Source organism: Flavobacterium sp. CFBP9031 (genome assembly GCF_034044945.1).
Taxonomy (GTDB): Bacteria; Bacteroidota; Bacteroidia; order Flavobacteriales; family Flavobacteriaceae; genus Flavobacterium.
In genome coordinates, this window is record NZ_JAXCWF010000009.1 from 42,158 (window position 1) to 61,013 (window position 18,856).

The 18,856-nt window shown below is 34.0% G+C and carries 14 protein-coding genes; all 14 read right to left on the reverse strand.

Annotated elements, in window-relative coordinates; all coding sequences use genetic code 11:
* Window positions 1-31: 31 nt before the first annotated feature.
* The 14 genes from rsgA to SOM12_RS15570 all read right to left on the reverse strand — a co-directional run bounded on the left by rsgA (window position 32) and on the right by SOM12_RS15570 (window position 18,692).
* On the reverse strand, window positions 32-1,009 hold the full coding sequence (gene rsgA / locus SOM12_RS15505) for a ribosome small subunit-dependent GTPase A (protein WP_095928245.1): 978 nt from the start codon (window positions 1,007-1,009) through the stop codon (window positions 32-34).
* Window positions 1,010-1,149: 140 nt separating this feature from the next.
* On the reverse strand, window positions 1,150-4,548 hold the full coding sequence (locus tag SOM12_RS15510; protein ID WP_320494107.1) for a VIT domain-containing protein: 3,399 nt from the start codon (window positions 4,546-4,548) through the stop codon (window positions 1,150-1,152).
* 220 nt (window positions 4,549-4,768) lie between these two features.
* Window positions 4,769-5,851, reverse strand: coding sequence for a bifunctional 3-deoxy-7-phosphoheptulonate synthase/chorismate mutase type II (locus SOM12_RS15515; protein ID WP_095928247.1), 1,083 nt, complete (start codon window positions 5,849-5,851; stop codon window positions 4,769-4,771).
* A 12-nt stretch (window positions 5,852-5,863) separates the two neighbouring features.
* A complete protein-coding gene (locus tag SOM12_RS15520) occupies window positions 5,864-6,724 on the reverse strand; it encodes a prephenate dehydrogenase (protein ID WP_320494108.1) in 861 nt (286 codons plus the stop codon).
* A gap of 190 nt (window positions 6,725-6,914) precedes the next feature.
* On the reverse strand, window positions 6,915-8,060 hold the full coding sequence (locus SOM12_RS15525) for a pyridoxal phosphate-dependent aminotransferase (protein ID WP_320494109.1): 1,146 nt from the start codon (window positions 8,058-8,060) through the stop codon (window positions 6,915-6,917).
* Window positions 8,061-8,240: 180 nt separating this feature from the next.
* Window positions 8,241-9,080, reverse strand: a complete 840-nt coding sequence (locus SOM12_RS15530) for a prephenate dehydratase (protein WP_095928250.1) — start codon at window positions 9,078-9,080, stop codon at window positions 8,241-8,243.
* Window positions 9,081-9,618: 538 nt separating this feature from the next.
* The gene (locus tag SOM12_RS15535; protein WP_320494110.1) at window positions 9,619-10,785 is read right to left on the reverse strand and encodes a DUF1501 domain-containing protein; all 1,167 of its coding nucleotides are present in this window, start codon (window positions 10,783-10,785) and stop codon (window positions 9,619-9,621) included.
* Window positions 10,786-10,797: 12 nt separating this feature from the next.
* Complete coding sequence (locus tag SOM12_RS15540) at window positions 10,798-12,195, reverse strand: DUF1800 domain-containing protein (RefSeq protein ID WP_320494112.1); 1,398 nt, start codon at window positions 12,193-12,195, stop codon at window positions 10,798-10,800.
* A 197-nt stretch (window positions 12,196-12,392) separates the two neighbouring features.
* The gene (locus SOM12_RS15545) at window positions 12,393-12,665 is read right to left on the reverse strand and encodes a hypothetical protein (RefSeq protein ID WP_320494114.1); all 273 of its coding nucleotides are present in this window, start codon (window positions 12,663-12,665) and stop codon (window positions 12,393-12,395) included.
* Between the two features lie 26 nt (window positions 12,666-12,691).
* Window positions 12,692-13,168 carry a hypothetical protein gene (locus tag SOM12_RS15550; RefSeq protein WP_320494115.1) on the reverse strand — a complete coding sequence of 159 codons (477 nt, stop codon included), beginning with the start codon at window positions 13,166-13,168 and terminating at the stop codon, window positions 12,692-12,694.
* Window positions 13,169-13,282: 114 nt separating this feature from the next.
* Window positions 13,283-15,676 carry a ribonucleoside-diphosphate reductase subunit alpha gene (locus SOM12_RS15555; protein WP_320494116.1) on the reverse strand — a complete coding sequence of 798 codons (2,394 nt, stop codon included), beginning with the start codon at window positions 15,674-15,676 and terminating at the stop codon, window positions 13,283-13,285.
* 264 nt (window positions 15,677-15,940) lie between these two features.
* The gene (locus SOM12_RS15560; RefSeq protein WP_320494118.1) at window positions 15,941-16,918 is read right to left on the reverse strand and encodes a ribonucleotide-diphosphate reductase subunit beta; all 978 of its coding nucleotides are present in this window, start codon (window positions 16,916-16,918) and stop codon (window positions 15,941-15,943) included.
* 336 nt (window positions 16,919-17,254) lie between these two features.
* The gene (locus SOM12_RS15565) at window positions 17,255-17,824 is read right to left on the reverse strand and encodes a DUF3109 family protein (protein ID WP_320494119.1); all 570 of its coding nucleotides are present in this window, start codon (window positions 17,822-17,824) and stop codon (window positions 17,255-17,257) included.
* Window positions 17,825-17,912: 88 nt separating this feature from the next.
* Entirely contained in the window at window positions 17,913-18,692 is a 780-nt protein-coding gene (locus tag SOM12_RS15570) for a hypothetical protein (RefSeq protein ID WP_320494120.1), read from the reverse strand.
* Between the last annotated feature and the right edge of the window lie 164 nt (window positions 18,693-18,856).

The window sequence follows — 18,856 nt, forward strand, 5'->3', positions numbered from 1 at the left end:
AAATTCAAAATTCACAATTTACCATTCACAATTACTTACGTGTTTCATCACTAGCAGCGCGATCTTCACCATACGTATCGGTGCGGTAATGCTCTTCGTCGCCTTCAAGAATTTTAAGGTAACTATTATATCGTGACCAAGCAATTTCATCTTTTTCTAAAGCTGCTTTTATGGCACAATGAGGTTCTTCTTTGTGTAAACAGTTGTTAAACTTACATTGATCTTTCAGTTTGAAGAATTCAGGAAAATAACCACTAATTTCTGATGGTTCCATATCAACAATTCCGAAACCTTTAATTCCCGGCGTATCAATAATTCGAGCATCAAAAGACAAATCATACATTTCGGCAAAAGTTGTAGTGTGCTGCCCTTGCTTGCTTTGTTCTGAAATTACTGAAGTTTTTAAATGAAGACTTGGTTCTAGTGCGTTAACCAAAGTTGATTTTCCAACACCAGAGTGTCCAGAAAACATACTTACTTTACCAATCATCATTTCTTTTAGCTTGTCAACGCCTTTGTTTTCTGTCGAAGAAATACGAAGACATTTATATCCAATTTCAGAATAAATATGCTGCAAATAAAGCTGATCGTCTAAAGTCTGATCTGTTAAAGTATCAATTTTATTAAAAACAAGAATGGCTTCAATTCCGTATGCTTCTGCAGTAACCAAAAAACGATCAATAAAACTTGTCGTTGTTGGCGGATTATCAATTGTAATCAATAAAAAAACCTGATCGATATTAGAAGCAATAATATGAATCTGTTTTGATAAGTTAACCGATTTACGAACGATATAGTTTTTTCTTTCGTGAATAGTATGAATTGTTCCTGTAATGGCATCTGAAGTTTCATCCAACTCATAATCAACAATATCACCTACAGCAATAGGATTGGTACTTTTAATACCTTTTATTCTGAATTTCCCTTTCATACGGCATTCCACAAAATCTCCATTTTGAGATTTTACGGTGTACCAGCTTCCTGTAGATTTATAAACGGTTCCTGTCATTCTTTAATTTTAGATTGTAAATTTTAGATTTTAGATTACGCTTTAAAACCTAAAAAATAAAAGGCAAAATTACGTTTTTAGAATGGAACAACGCAATTTCGCCTTTTAAATTTGAAAGACATATCCTTAATTTGCAGACTTTACCAAACTATTTCGGCTAAAGTTTCATTCTCTTTTACTTTTCCTAGTTGAATTGTTTTTAAAGTTCGCGATACTTTGCCCGCTTTTGTGGTATAAATTTCAACCATAATTGTTGCTGGGCCATTTTCGGTTAATTCGCTTTCGCCAAAATAATCAGTTTTGATTTGATATTTTCCTTTTACCGCATTTCTGATGATATATTGCTCTGGGCCGTAACCTTCTGTGAAATCTTTTGAAAATCTTCCTCCAATTTGTGTTGAAGTATGGCTGTAATAACATTCTTCATTTGTTGGCTCAATTACATGTAAATCTAAATCAATATCCATTTGGTTCCAGTTCATAATAATTCGGATATCAACCGGCATTTTAGCAAGGTATTTTTTGTCTAGTTTTCCCGTTTTTAAACCAGAATGCTCAGACATTAAACGATTAACATCCATCAAAACAATATCTTCAATACCTTCGTATTGTCCGCTCATTTCTCCATAATAATTCACTTCAAGCGATTTTACCAATTCATCAAATGCTTCTTGATATTTTCCGGCATCTTCAAGCGCCAAAGCATAATCTCTTAGGCTCTGAGGTTCGTGAGATCTCCATTTTTCAACTTGTTTTGCAGTAAACAAGGCATCGTCATAATCTTTCCATTGTCTCAAAGTATAAGTCAATGTTTTATAAAGCTGATGATTTTCTAAACCTAAATCGGCAATATTACTGATAACTAGCAATGCTTTCTTAACATCTCCCTGATTGTAGAAAAAGTGCGCCACATCAAAATAAAAGCTTGGATTTCTTTCCTGAGCTTTTCTCAATTCGAAATACAAATCGTATTGTTTTTCTTTTGGTGCAGATGCCAATGCTTTTAAATACAATCGATCTGGATTCCAACTTTTTGTTTGAACGACTCCATTATTTGAAGACTTCTTTTTTGTTGTTATAATAATAACTCCATTTACTCCCCTGCTGCCATAAGCAGCAATTCTTGCGGCATCTTTCAAAACATCCACTGCTTCGATATCATCTGATTTTAAATCCGCCAATTCTCCCTCATAAAATTGACCATCAACTATAATTAGAGGCTTTTTTGAATCTCCAGATAAATAAGCTCTACTGAAATTTGAATCTTGCGAAAGATCCTTATTTTTTGAAGTGTCTTCTTCGAGAGCACCAACAACATCAGATTTTTTTTGCATTCCGAATCCTACTACAACTGTTTCATCTAATTTAGTAGAATTTGAATCTTCCTTAATTACCTCACTTCCAACTTTCTTATCTTTTAATTCAACAATTTTTGGTACGTCATCAGTAACCTCTTCTGCTTTTGCAACAACTGGCGAAACAAATTTTACCTGATCCACTTTTGGCGCAGATGGCGGAGGAGGCGTATTATATACAGCATTATCTTCTTCAATTACTGTTTCAACTGGTCCTTTTCCAACAGGCTCATCAACTGTCAGTACTGCATCAGGATCTCCTTTTATAGTTTCAGATGCTACTCTTCTTTCCATATTTCTAGCTCTATTTCTACCATTTGGAGGTGGAGGTGGCGGTGGAACTTGTCTATTGTACTTATATTTAGATGCGATTTTCTGCCCTGCGTATTTGACGTCTTTTTTCCACCAGGCGTTTATACTGGCAAAATAACTTTCAATACTTTCCCAATTATTTTTTTGCTGTGCTAATGTAGCATTATGCTCCTGTTTTTTAATTAAATCAAATTCAGCACGTAATTCTGCTGGCGGCAAAATATCGTACATAATATAATCCCGAACATTTTCGAGAACAATCAATGATGTGTTTTTGGTTACAATTCCGAATTTCTTTCCAAGAAGCTCAATTTCATCTGCGTTTTTAGTGTATTGCAATTCAAGATTGGCAATTTTTTTCTGCGCCCAAAGTTTTTCAACATTTACGTCATTAGAATTTTGAACCGCTACATCAAGCGTAATTTTCTTTTCTAAAGTAACTTCATTATCATAGCCAAATAACAACGTAATTTCATTTTTTGGATTCAAAGAAATACCAGAAAAACTAAAATTCCCTGAAACCGAAGTTCCTTCCATAGGAAATAAATCGGTTACGGTTAAATTCTCTTTTATGCCTAGAAACTTCAAATTTGTATTTGTCAATTTATCCAAAGCAGTTTCTGCATTTATCTGATTTAAATTGATAAAATTACCTCCCGTTTTCATCGAAGAAAAATTCAAAAAGGCAAAATCTGCAGAAACAGAAGAGGTAATGGTATAAACAGGTTTTTTAGTTTTTGGCAGAAGATTTTCACTCAATGATGATAATCCATCAGAGAAAAACAAGTATTCACTCTGATTTTCAAAACTAATCTGCGAATAACGTGTTCCTCCATCATATTTTGTTTTTTCTAAAACGGCTTTTAATTCAGACCAATTTCCATTTGAAATCACAAATTCTTTTTGTTTTTCGAAAGTATAATTCAGAAAGTATAAAGTCACTTTCGTATTTTTTATTTTCTGAAAATAAGCTTCTAACAAATCCAATTCTTTTTTCAAATCACGCGTTTGACAGCTCAATGAATTGTCCCAAATCAAACCAATTGAACTTGGAATTTTCTTTGCCATTTTAGCTCCATCGACAAAAGCATTTCCGTAGAAATAATATTGCCCACCAGCATTCTGCATTACAACACTCGGAATATCTTGCTGAATTGGAATTTTAAAAAGTAATTTTTCAGCAGGTTGATAGTTTTCTTTCTTTTCAGAAGCTTCAAAAGATTGATTCCATTTTGAGAAAACAATTTCTTTTTCAGAATCTCCCGTCACAACAGGTTTTGCAGCGGCACCTAAAACCGAAACATTAATTTCAAATTTATCTAACTTTTTAGGATAACGGCTCAAAAGCTGATACGCCAAATTATCTTTGTCTGAAGCCGAAAGTTCTTCTTCGTAACCAATAACAACAATTCGTTCACCATTTGGCATTAACGGATAAATTCTAGTTTTAAAATTGTTCCCATCGACTTTTTCCAACAATCCTGGATCGACACGACGATGTTCGATGGCTTCAAAAACTTGTTTCCCTTTATTTTTATTTACCGGAACAGCTTCTCGCAATTTTCCATTAATATCAATCGCATATCTAGAAACCGAAACATTTTCAGGCAACGGAAAAATAAGCTCTGCTTCCATTTGACGATTTCCCGAATTAAAAAAATGCATTTCGGCTGTAGTGTAAGCAATATTGCCAACGATTTTCACATTGACTTTCAATTGACTCATTCTTACTTTCTCAGCTTCCTCTCCTTTAACGGTAAGCTCCGGACTTTGTGCAAAAGTTTTTGTGCCCGTAAAAACGAGAAAGAAAAACAATACCTTCAAATTCATTTGAAAAATGCGCGGCATAGACGAAAACAATTTTAATTTCATGATACAAAAATTAAGGTTCATATTGTTATAGAGAACAAAAAACGATAAAAGGTTGGGAAGATATTACTTATTTTCAAAAAAAAATCTCCAAAGCCCGAAAGCAATGGAGATTTAATATAAAAAACAATCTAATTTTAAATGTGTGATATAATTGAACCCAATAACAAGTTTTTTTCAAAACTTAATTTAACTTATATCATTTATATGGTTTGAAAGAAAATTATGCGTTGAAAATTTTCTCTTGGTGACCAATACTTTCTTGGTGAATTGCTTTGAACATTCTTAAAACAAATTCTTCAGTAAGACCTTTTTTCTCACCTTCCAAAATCATTTTTCCTAAGATTTCGTTCCAACGGTTGTTTTGAAGAATCGCAACGTTTGCATCTTTTTTCACTTGACCAATTTCGTCAGCCACTTTCATACGTTTTCCTAGCAATTCTAATAAGTTAGCATCCAAAACGTCGATGTTAGCTCTTAACTTAGTCATTTTTTGGCTGTACTCGTCTGTAGTATCATCCGTTTTTCTGATCGTCAAATCTTTAATGATTTGTTTCAAAGAATCTGGAGTTACTTGTTGCGCAGCATCAGACCAAGCATTATCTGGATCGTAGTGCGTTTCGATAATCATACCATCATAGTTCAAATCTAAAGCCTCTTGAGTTACTTCAAAAATCATTTTACGATCTCCTGTAATGTGAGATGGGTCGATGATTAATGGCAAATCAGGGAATTTATTTTGCAATTCGATAGCAATCTGCCATTCTGGAATGTTTCTGTATTTTGTTTTTTCGTAAGTAGAGAAACCTCTGTGAATAACACCTAATTTCTCAATTCCAGCCATGTGTAAACGCTCAACACCACCTAACCATAAAGCTAAATCTGGGTTTACTGGGTTTTTAACCAAAACAATTTTATCTGTACCTTTCAACGTATCAGCAATTTCTTGAACTGCGAAAGGGTTTGCAGTTGTACGAGCACCAACCCATAAAACGTCGATATCGTGTTCTAAAGCTAGTTTACAATGCGCTGCAGTTGCTACTTCAGTTCCCATTAATAAACCAGTTTCAGCTTTTGCTTTTTGCAACCATTTTAATCCGATTTCACCAACACCTTCAAATCCTCCTGGACGAGTTCTTGGTTTCCAGATTCCAGCTCTGAATACACTAACTTTTGAATCTTTTAATTCGTGAGCGATTTTCAAAACCTGATCTTCAGTTTCTGCACTACAAGGTCCAGCTATCACAAGTGGGTGATTTAAATTGAAATCTTCTAACCACTTTCTCATTTCTTTCTTATTTTCCATCTTAATTCTAATTTACTTTTTAGTTGTTGTTAATCCGTTTAGTATTTCTTTTATTTTATTTGTGCTTTCCATTTCTTCAAAAATGGCGTTGTAATCTTCTTCTTTTAGCAAATCTCTAAACCGACTCAGGTTTGATATATAAGCTTCTAAAGTTTCCAGAACGTATTCTTTATTTTGTTTAAATATTGGTGTCCACATTGCGGGCGAACTTTTTGCCAAACGAACAGTGCTTTCAAATCCACTCCCCGCCATATCAAAAATATCCTGTTCGTCTTTTTCTTTATTCATTACCGTTTTTCCTAGCATAAACGAACTAATGTGCGATAAATGCGAAACATAGGCAATGTGTTTATCATGTGAAATGGGATCCATATATCGAATTCTCATTCCGATTGAAGTAAAAAGATTTAATGCTTTTTCTTGTAATTTAAAAGCTGTCTTTTCGACTTCGCAAATAATGTTTGTTTTTCCTTGAAACAAGCCTCTTATCGCTGCTGATGGTCCCGAGAACTCTGTTCCGGCAATTGGGTGCGTTGCAATAAAATTTCTTCTTTTTGGGTGATTGGCTACTGCTTCACAAATTGGCTTTTTAGTCGATCCTACTTCAAAAACAATTGTTTTATCTCCTACCGAATCCAAAACTTTAGGCAAAACCGTCAGCGCTACATCTACTGGAACCGAAACAATTACAAAATCTGCTTTTTGCAAATCTTCAAAACTTCCAGCTTCATCAATAACTCCCAACTCAATTGCTTGCTGCAAATGCTGTTCGTTACTATCGATTCCTAAAATAGTCGCATCAGGATAACGTCCTTTTATCTCTAGCACCATCGAACCGCCTATTAACCCTATTCCTATTACGTATACTCTCATATCTTTTTTAAATTCCAAGTTTTAAAATTGCTTCGTCTATTCGCTATCGCTCGGGTCCAAATTCCAGATCTTACTTTTCAATTTGTCACCCTGAGCGAAGTCGAAGGGCGTTCCAATTGCCAAGGGCTTCGACTCCGCTCAGCCTGACAATCTGGATAAAATCTTAATACTTAATTCTAAAGTCTTAATACTAAAATCGATCTATCGCTTCCTGTACTTTTTCTTCTTTCACACACAATGAGAATCTGATATAACCTTCGCCGTTGCTTCCAAAAATGGTTCCCGGTGTAATGAAAATATGTTTCTCATATAATATTTCGTCAATGAACTTCTCTGCTGATTCTATTCCTTCTGGAAGTTTTGCCCAAACGAAAAGTCCAACTCCTTCTTTATACACTTTGCAGTTTAATTTTTCTGCTAGTTTCTCCGTCAATTCTCTACGGCGTCTGTAAATTTTGTTTTGATCTTCAAACCAAGATTTATCACATTTTAAAGCGGCGATTGCTCCTTTTTGAATTCCGTAGAACATTCCGCTGTCCATGTTGCTTTTTACTTTTAGGACTGCATCGATAATTTCAGGATTTCCTAAAACCATTCCTACTCTCCATCCGGCCATGTTGAACGTTTTACTAAGTGAATTCAATTCTAAAGCCACCTCTTTCGCTCCTTCAACCTGCAATAAACTCATCGGATTATCATTCAAAACAAAACTATACGGATTGTCGTTGATTAATAATATGTTGTGTTTTTTAGCAAAAGCAACCAATTTTTCAAATAACGCTAAACTTCCTCTCGCTCCTGTTGGCATGTGTGGATATCCCAGCCACATAATTTTTACTTTCTCCAGCTCTAATTTTTCTAAAGCTTCAAAATCTGGTTCCCATGCGTTTTCTTCTTTCAAATCATAATAAACCGGAACTGCTCCAACCAAATTGGTTACCGAAGTATACGTTGGATAACCTGGATTTGGAATTAAAACGTGATCGCCTTCATTTAAAAATGCTAACGAGATGTGCATAATTCCTTCTTTCGAACCCATTAATGGTAAAATCTCATTATTCGGATTCACTTCAACACCAAACTGATCACGATAAAAATCTGCCATCGCCTGTCTCATTTCTGGTAATCCCTGATAGCTTTGATAACCATGCCCGTTTTCATCTTGAATTGCGGCAGCGACTGCTTCAATTACTGCTTTTGACGGACTCAAATCAGGGCTTCCAATTCCCATATTGATGATCGATTTTCCTTCAGACATTAACTGACGAACTTCTCTTAGTTTTGATGAGAAGTAGTATTCTTCAACTGTGTCTAATCGTTTTGCTGTTGTAATCATTTCTATTTTTTATTAAAAAATGCTTTAGGCTTTAGGCCGTAAGCTATATGCTTTTTCTTTTTTGTCCTCCTGAGCGAAGTCGAAGGACTTTCCAATTGGAACGTGGGCTTCGACTTTGCTCAGCCCGACAATCTAAAATCTTAATTCGTTAATCTTCAATCTAAAATCAACTTTCCAACTTTAAGACTCACTTAAAGGTTTTGTATTTTTATATTCTCCCAACACTTTAAAATATTCTGCCATGATATTTAATAAGGCTTTAGCTTTTGCAAAATCTTCGTATTTCTCGAATGTTACGTCAACGAAGAATGAATACTTCCAAGGCGTTTCAATTTTTGGAAGCGACTGTATTTTTGTCAAATTCAGTTTACAGTCGCTCATTACATTTAAAACTGCTGCTAAGCTTCCTCTTTTGTGATCTAATTCAAATTTTACAGAGGCTCTGTTGATTTCGCTTTCTGGCAAAAATGAATTTTGTTTTTTGATGATTACGAAACGGGTCATATTGTTTTTGATCGTTTGAATCGATGACGCAATAATATCCAAATCATACATTTCAGAAGCCGTTACACTTGCAATTGCTGCAATACCAGTCAATTGTTTTTCCTGAATTCTTCTTGCCGTTTCGGCTGTATCTTTATCCTCAACCAATTTGATATTTGGATATTGTTTCAGGAAATCCATACACTGCAAAAGTGCCATTGGGTGCGAATGAACTTCTCTAATATCTTCAATTTTCTGACCTTTTAAAGCCATTAAATTCTGCTGAATGTTTAAATAATGCTCTCCAATTATGTGCAAATTATTCTTGTCAATCAATGCATAATTCGGGATAATCGGCCCTGCAATCGAATTTTCAATCGCCATAACAGCCTGATCAGATTTTCCGGCAATAAGGCTGTCGATCAATTCTTCAAAAGACAAACACTCATCAATATCCACATTTTCAGAGAAATACTCTTTTACAACCTGATGATGAAATGATCCTTTAATACCTTGTATTGCAATTTTCGTTGTCATATAGTCAAAAAAAAATCCTGATTTGCATCAGGATTGTATATTAGTTTTATTTGTCTTAAAATTTTTCTCAAATAACCATAGCACAATCCTCACTTCTACTAAAGAAGAAATAAAAAGAGTTGCTAAAATAAAAACGGTTACTTGCCATTTTGTTTGTGTTTTGTTTTAAATTCTCTGCGAATGTATAAATTATTTTTAGTGCACCAAAAAAAAGATTGCATTTTATGAAACAAAAAAGGATTTCTTAACAAATTTAGCAGGTTTTGTATGATAATATAAAAATATCGGCTTAAAATGAGAATATTAAAAAGAGATTCTGAGGTTTTAAGTTGCTGAGATGCTAAGTTTTTTTTGCCACGAATTCACGGATTAGTGCAAATCTCTGTGAAATTAGATTCTAATCACACAGATTACTTAGTGTTATTGTCATTTCGACCGAAGGGAGAAATCACACTCGTAAATCGACAAAGATTGGCGATATACTGTGTGGAATTTCTAGTGCGATTTCTCCCTTCGGTCGAAATGACAAAGATTGCGATTATGCAAACAACCCTGAAATTGGTTTATTTGCAATTCCAATTTTAGAATAATCGAAGTTCATTTTTTCTTTTAATAAAGAAGCATAAACACTTCTGAAATCTATTTCGTATTTCAAATCGCCATTATCTAAGTCGGCTAAATTTGGGTTTTTTCCTAAAATGGTTCCTTTATTATTTCCTCCTATAATAAACATTGGCGCTGCAGTTCCATGATCGGTTCCGCTTCCGTTGTCTTTTACTCGTCTTCCAAATTCGGAGAAAACTACGACTGTAACATTCTGCAATAATTGCGATTGTTTTAAATCATAATAAAAACTATATAAGGAATCATTTAAATCTGTCAATTTTCTTTCGTGAATTGAGAGCTGATTATCGTGTGTATCAAATCCGTTAAGCGATGTGTAATACACTTTTGAATTTAAGTTCCCTTTTATCAATCGAGCAATCCATTCCAAGTTTTTCGATAATTCTGTTTTTGGATAACTGATTTCCGTTTTTGATTTTGCTAAAGCTTTCTGGATTTCATCTGAACCTTCGGTAACCGAATTGGCAATTTTTCGAACAAAATCCAAATGCGGATTTTTAGATAAAGTTACATCTTCATCTTTTGATTTTACCTTAAATCGGTCTGGATCTTTTACCGTTATAAAATTCGGCTCCACTCCTTTTAAAGCCAAATTATCAATCGAATCTAAATTGATTCCAGCCGTCGCTTGATGTCCGTTGCATTGCAAATCCAGAAATCTTCCAAGCCAGCCTTCATTTATATATTTATTAGAATCGGTTGCCGTCTGCCAGATTTCCTGACTTCTAAAATGCGAACGAATAGGTTCTGGATAACCCACATTCTGAATTACCGTTAAATCTCCATTTTGCTGCATTTGAGCAAAATCTTTTAACGAAGGATGAAAGGCCATTCCTTTATTCTTTCCAACAACCAAATCTTTATTTAAAGCAATCTTCGTTCTTAAATCGTAATACAACGGATCATCGTACGGAATAAAAGTATTTAAACCATCGTTTCCGCCATTCAGCTGAACAAAAACGACACATTGCTCTCCCACAACCAAATTGTTCTGAGAACCAAAAGCATGTAAAAAATCAGGAAGCACCAGCAGTCCGCCTGTAAAAGTTCCGGTCAGTGTTAGAAAATTTCTTCTGTTCATGATTACTGCTTTTTAGATTAATTGATATTCGGGAAGTTTTGTGATATAATTAAAAAGTCGAACCACAGCAAAATCAGCATGCGGATCTTTGGGATCAAAATCGTATTTCAACAGATTCTCCATATCCTTTTGTTCCGAATCATTAACGGCAAATAATAATCGGTCTGACAATTCAGAAATAATCGTTTTATTATTTCCACCAGAATCAAAAGCGACTTTTACAGCCGTTTTTTCATATTCCGATTTTTCCTTTTCAACTCCATTTATCATCGTTTTTAAAACCTTTCGGTTTAGACTTTTCCCACTGCACAATAAATCGGCTGTATTATTTCGTTGGAGATAAATTTGCGAAGTCAGCCAAGAATTTCCGCCGTCCCAACCTTTTACATTTACCTGATTATACAAATCCATTCCCTGCTGTTTTATAAACGCCATAATTGCCGCATCATCAACATTTTCAATTTGCAACTCGTCGCAAAGCTGTAAAATATAAACCAGCGGATTTTTGATTTTATTTCCAGAATTTTCTTTTTTGAATTCTTCCGTAAAGATTTTAGTCAATAAAGGTTCGATCTCAAACTTTTGCTTTCGGAAATAATCGCCATAATAAACTACTAAATCTTCGGGCGGATTATCATAAATAAACCATTTCAGGATTTTTCGTGTAATGAGATACGGAATGTTTTTCTGTTCGAAAATAATATCGACTAAATCATCCGCTTTCCAATTTCCGGTTTTTCCGAAATAGATTTTATCGCTATTATCTTCTATATTTTTTCTGTAAACTGCACCTTCATCTCCGACATTTAAACCGGCCAAAGCTTTTGCGCCGTTTTTAATATCGTCTTCGGTATAATTTCCAATTCCGATTGTAAACAATTCGAGTAATTCACGGCTTAGGTTTTCATTCACTTTACCTTTTTTATTATCTCCATTATCGAGATACCGAACCATGGCATTTGATTTTAGAATCTGTTTGGTTAATTCTTTAAAATTTCCAAAGGCATTTTCGCGCAAAATCATATTATGCTGATAAATCCAGTAATTGATTTTTACTTTTTGAGAAGTCGAAACAAAATGATTGTGCCAGAAACAAACCATGTTTTCGCGAAGCGGTAATTCGTCATTACGCATTTTCGCAATCCACCATCTTTTAAATTCGGCAGTGGCTTGATTTTCTTTTTTCTGAATTTCTTTCTTGGTTTCGGGACCGGAAGTCTTGATTATTTCCCGAACTTGTTTCAGCTCCAAAGTGGTTTTAGGCTGATCTTGCAGAAAGTCTGGAACTGTTGTATCAAATTTTGATTTATAGGATTGCTTTAGAAATTTTTCTAAGCCGAGTTTTTCAATTTTTGAAGTTTGTTTTCCTGAAAAACCTAATCGAAGGGACCAAAGACTGCTTTTTTTCATTGTTCAGAAATTATTACAATAAGACTTGAGTTTCTTTTAAAGGTTTAATTCTTTTAAAGATGCTAAGTCGCTGAGATTCTAAGGTGCTGAGTTTTGAAAAGTCTTTGGTAATAATTAGAACGGGGAATTTTTGGGGATATTGTTTTCAGAATATTAAACAATTATAATCAAACATAGCCTGTGGTTTCAACCACGGGCTATATTATTAGAAATTCATCTATAAATTTTTTATTTTCATCAACATAAAGAAAATAATTACCAATCTTTTTTTCAGCTTTAGAAAGTTCTAATTTGATTTCAATACAAGGAGTAGGAATAAAACCATGATCAATTAAAATTGAAATAGATTTTGAAAGAATGTCATCATAATTAATATCTCCATATTCCGCGCGATTTATATTTTGAAAATATTGCATTGCCAATTGATAATATTCATTTTTATTATTAGTGACATGTAAATTAGCATTCATAATTTTTTGATTAAAAAATTGACCTATTATCTTTTAATAGAATCCAATGTTTGTTGATTAATTTGCTTTCTTTCTATCATAAACTTAAACCAGTTTTCTAATTTTTGCTTATCCTTTTTTTCCATTTTACTAATATCAATTTGAGGAAAATTGGTATGATCTATTGCATGTTTCTCTAAAATAGCATCGTAATAATCATAGTAAGCTCTTTCATAATTAAAATTCTCCGCCATAATTTTCGCGTACACCATTACACTATCTGTACTTTCACGAAAACAACAATCTTTAAAACTATAAAAAAGTTCATCATAAGCATCAACATCACCATGCTTTTTAACCCGATTAATTAATGTATCATAATTTGTTGTCCTAGAACTTATAGTTCTAACCTCATCTTGATTAATTTCCTCTATATTATTTTCTTTTTGAGTTTGCACGTGCTCCACCTTTTCTTTACATGAAATAAGGCACAATAAAAAAACTAACCCTAAAATCTTATTCATACACATTGTTTAAATACAATTTAACAAAAAAAGCAGCTATCATTACAATAACTGCTTTCTATTACAAAGAATAAATCTTTCCTCTTTACTCTATTTTCTTTCTTCTAAAAAAGATTAAGACCCACACATCTCACAATCTTCTGGATCTGCCGCTTGTGCTTTTAAAAGCATTGCTTTATAATCCTCAACACTGATTGCTTCCGTTTCTGCAACTAAAGATGGAGCTGTTTCTTCTTTTTTATCGTTGTTCAATGTGAATTTAATCGCATCTACAGCCGCTTTTGTTCTTAAGTAATACATTCCTGTTTTTAAACCAGACTGCCAAGCGTAGAAGTGCATTGAAGTCAATTTAGAATAGTTTGCATCCTGCATGAACAAGTTCAAAGATTGAGACTGGTCAATAAAGTATCCTCTTTGACGTGACATGTCGATAATATCTTTCATCGACATTTCCCAAACTGTTTTGTAAAGATCTTTTAAGTCTTGCGGAATGATATTGATGTTTTGAACAGAACCATTATGACGCATAATTTCTTGTTTCAAATCTTCGTTCCATAAACCTAGTTTTACTAAATCTTCTAGCAAATGTTTGTTTACCACGATGAACTCTCCAGACAATACACGACGTGTGTAAATGTTTGATGTATATGGTTCAAAAGCTTCGTTGTTTCCAAGAATCTGTGAAGTCGATGCAGTTGGCATTGGCGCAACTAACAACGAGTTACGAACTCCATGCTCTACCACTTCTTGTCTTAATGAAGCCCAGTCCCAACGGCCTGATAATTCTTCATCTTTCATTCCCCACATATTGTATTGGAATTCTCCTTGTGACATTGGAGAACCTTCAAAAGTTGAATATGGTCCTTCTTCTTTTGCCATTTCCATAGAAGCGGTTACGGCTGCAAAGTATAAAGTTTCAAAAATCTCTTGGTTCAATTTTTTAGCTTCATCGCTTGTAAACGGCATACGCAACATAATGAAAGCATCTGCTAAACCTTGCACACCTAAACCTACTGGGCGGTGACGCATGTTAGAGTTTTCAGCTTCTTGAACTGGGTAATAGTTTCTGTCGATTACTTTGTTCAAGTTACGAGTTACACGTTTTGTAACATTATAAAGTGCTTGGTGATCAAATTGTCCATTTTCGATGAACATTGGCAATGAGATAGAAGCCAAGTTACAAACTGCAATTTCATCTTTAGAAGTAAACTCCATAATCTCTGTACACAAGTTAGAAGAACGAATAGTTCCTAAATTCTTGTGGTTCGATTTACGGTTTGCTGCATCTTTGTACAACATATATGGCGTTCCAGTCTCGATTTGAGATTCTAGGATTTTCTCCCATAACTCACGAGCACGGATTGTTTTTCTTCCTTTTCCTCTAAATTCGTAGTCGGTATATAATGCTTCGAATTCATCTCCGTAAACATCATATAATCCTGGACATTCGTTAGGACACATTAAAGTCCAAGTTGAATCTTCCTGAACACGTTTCATGAATAAATCTGAAGTCCACATCGCGAAGAATAAATCTCTCGCACGCATTTCTTCTTTTCCTGTATTTTTCTTCAAATCCAAGAAATCAAAAATATCAGCATGCCAAGTTTCGATATAAATCGCAAAACTTCCTTTACGTTTTCCACCACCTTGATCTACATAACGAGCGGTATCGTTGAAAACTCTCAACATCGGAACAATTCCGTTTGAAGTTCCGTTTGTACCACGAATGTAAGATCCAGTTGCACGAACATTATGAATAGAAAGTCCGATTCCTCCCGCAGATTGCGAGATTTTTGCTGTTTGTTTTAATGTATCGTAAATACCATCAATACTATCATCTTGCATTGCCAAAAGGAAACAAGAAGACATTTGAGGTTTTGGAGTTCCTGCATTAAACAACGTTGGCGTTGCATGCGTAAAGAACTTTTTAGACATTAAATCGTAAGTTTCAATTACCGATTTTAAATCGTCTAAGTGAATACCAACAGAAACACGCATTAACATGTGCTGTGGACGCTCCACGATTTTTCCGTTTATTTTAAGAAGATAAGAACGCTCTAAAGTTTTAAAACCAAAGTAGTCGTAATTAAAATCTCTTGTATAAATAATATGAGAATCTAAAAAAGCAGCATTTTCTTGAATTACTTTGTACACATCGTCAGCAATTAATGGAGCGTCTTGTCCATTTCTTGGATTCACATAGTTGTACATATCTTTCATCGTTTCAGAGAAAGATTTTTTAGTATTTGAATGTAGATTAGAAATAGCTATACGAGCTGCCAATTGAGCATAATCTGGATGCGCAATTGTCATAGAAGCCGCCGTTTCTGCTGCAAGATTATCCAACTCAGAAGTCGAAACCCCATCATACAATCCTTCGATAACTCTCATCGCTACCTTAACTGGATCTACAAGCTCATTTAAGCCGTAACACAATTTTTTGATTCTTTCTGTAATCTTATCAAACATTACGGGCTCTCTGTGGCCATCTCTTTTTACTACATACATAAGCTTACCTTTATTAGTTATTGAAAAAATGAAAGTATCTAGAGAACGAGCCCTAGTACTTAAACATTGCGTGTTTTTAAATTAATTTTGGAGAATTACCAAATTCTCAATAGTTACTCATTTCAAATTCGAAATTCGAATTTAAATGCGTCAAAAATTGCTATTGAATCTGCGACTTGGGGAAAGAGATTCAACCTTTAAAATATTCCTGTAATCTTTTTTTAGCGTCTCTAGAAGATAGACGCTAAAAGTATTTTTTGTTGTCTAAAAATCTGCATCAAATGAAATTTTTTGAGCATCACTGTCATTGTTCATAACACCTGACTTTTGATACTCTGCAACACGTTTTTCAAAGAAATTAGTTTTTCCTTGAAGAGAAATCATGTCCATGAAATCAAATGGATTTGCCGAACCGTATACACGCTCGCAACCTAACTCTACTAATAATCTATCGGCAACGAACTCTAAATACTGTGTCATTAACCCAGCGTTCATACCAATTAAACTTACCGGAAGAGATTCTGTAACAAACTGTCTTTCGATATCTAAGGCATCTACAATAATTTCTTTAATTCTGTCTTTTGGCACTTTGTTTACCAAGTGATGATTGTGCAGGTGAACCGCAAAATCACAATGTACGCCTTCGTCACGAGAAATCAACTCATTAGAGAATGTTAAACCTGGCATTAAACCACGTTTTTTCAACCAATAAATGGAACAGAAGGCTCCTGAGAAAAAGATTCCTTCAACAGCAGCAAAAGCGATTAGTCTTTCTGCAAATGAATCTGACTCGATCCATTTTAAAGCCCATTCTGCTTTTTTAGCAATTGCTGAGAATACTTCCAAAGCATTAAATAATTCTGCTTTTTCTGCTTCGTCTTTTACGTAAGTATCAATTAATAGTGAATACGTTTCACTATGAATGTTTTCCATCATAATTTGGAAACCATAGAAAAACTTCGCTTCAGCATATTGAACTTCGTTTACAAAGTTCTCAGCCAAGTTTTCGTTTACGATTCCGTCAGAAGCAGCAAAGAATGCTAAGATATGTTTAATGAAATATCTTTCGTCGTCATTCAATTTGTTATTCCAGTCTGTCAAATCTTGGTGTAAATCGATTTCTTCTGCAGTCCAAAAACTTGCTTCCATCTTTTTATACCACTCCCAAATATCATGATGTTTAATCGGAAAAATAACGAAACGATTTTTATTTTCTTGTAATATTGGTTCGATTTGTGACATGACAGATTCTGTTAATTTTTTTATTGAATTTTTACACATTCAGTGCACTACAAAGATTGTCAATTAACGGCAAAAATAAAAGCCAAACTTATTCACAATCGGACGTAGTTTTTAACAAAGCCTAAAATTTGAAAAACTTTTCAGACAATAATTAATTTACTGCAAATGAATGATTTAAAAGCTATTTTACACTTCAAAAGCCCCGTAAAATATAGACTTTTTCGAATAAAAAGCAAGAAATTTTAAAAAGTTTTAAAAAGTTTTTTTTGAGTCAAAACTTTATTTTTTTGAGTTAAAAGATGTAGTCAAAAAGACTATAATTTTAACTGTAGATTTTTATGAATTTTTAAGTTCTTCGGCTACTTTTTCTAGCTCCAAATACCAATCTTCGCCAAAGCGTCTAATAAGCGCTTCTTTTACAAATTTGTAAACTGGAACTTCTAATTCTTTACCTAACGAACAAGCATCATCACAAATATCCCATTTATCATAATTGACCGCAGCAAATTCTGTGAAGTCTTTTACACGAATTGGATATAAATGACAAGAAACTGGTTTTTTCCAATCAACGAGTCCTTGATTATAAGCTTGCTCGATTCCGCAAAGAGCCGTTTTTCCGTCAAAAATTACGTAAGCACAATCTTTATTATCGATAAGCGGAGTTTCGAGATCTCCATCGGCTCCTTTTACCCAGGTACCCTGAGCTTCGATTGCTTCGATTCCTTCTTTTCTTAAAAAAGGCTTTACTTTTGGATAAATTTCTTCTAAAATTTTTGTTTCGGCTTCGTTTAAGGGCGCGCCGGCATCTCCATCAACACAACAAGCTCCCTTGCACGCTGATAAATTACACACAAATTCTTTTTCGAGGATATCCTCTGATACTATGGTTTTTCCTAATTGAAACATTTTGCAAAGGTAACTAAAGATTCAGGAAATAAAAACCGCTACCAAATATATGTTCTTAGTCTAAATAACTTGACTTACAAACTCCTTGTTACATGAATTTATAGTCTGATTTATTAAAGGTAAAAGCGCTCTTTTCTAAACTAACACATTTCATCGTTGTTACTTTTTTGCTTTTTAGATCTTTCATAGTCATATCCATTAGCAAAGTGCGTTCATCGGGTTTGAAATAATTAAGGAACTCATCTGGCATTTTCCAGCCTTTTTGATTTTTAAACATATCGCTAAAACTCACTTTTGCTTCACTTGTGTAATAACAGATAATATCGTGTTCATCATTGGTCATTTGCATTCCTTTGCAATTGTATCCTAAAAAAGTTTTATTTGGCAATGTCTTAATCGTGTATTTTGACTTTTCTCCCTCTTTCTTTGCTATTGATGAATAATCAGGCATTTTTGAAGCCGTTGCCATTTTACTTTTACCATCACCAAAACCGGTCACCGTTATGCTATTTTTAGAGTCCATAATCATCAGCATATTTTGGCCTTTTCCCTGATCAATATTCATTGCAAAATAAGAAGCATTAGGTTCTAGAAAATAATTTGCATTCATAGTCTTGCCTTCATCTGTTTTAATTTCCATAATATATTTCCAGCTAAAAGAATAAGAATCTGGAACCGCCGACGGATCAACCTTGTTTTTCCCATAATTTAAAACAGCATTTTCTATACTTGCATTTTTATCCGCACTTCCGCTGCTATTTTGCGCTTTTTGCTCTGCTGCTTTTTTAATTTGCTGCCAGATTTGGGCTTGTGAACTATTGTAAACCAACAAACACAAGAAAACTATAACAAACATCCTCTTTTTCATAACCCCTCCTTTTTAAATTACAACAAATTTAGTAATTGATTTTCAGTAAGTTATACTTTTTAACGTTTGATTTCATGAACCTTACAAAATGGAGAATGCAAATAAATTAAGTTCAAAAATAAAACGTGCTTTTTTCCTCAATTCAACAACTCAAACATCATATT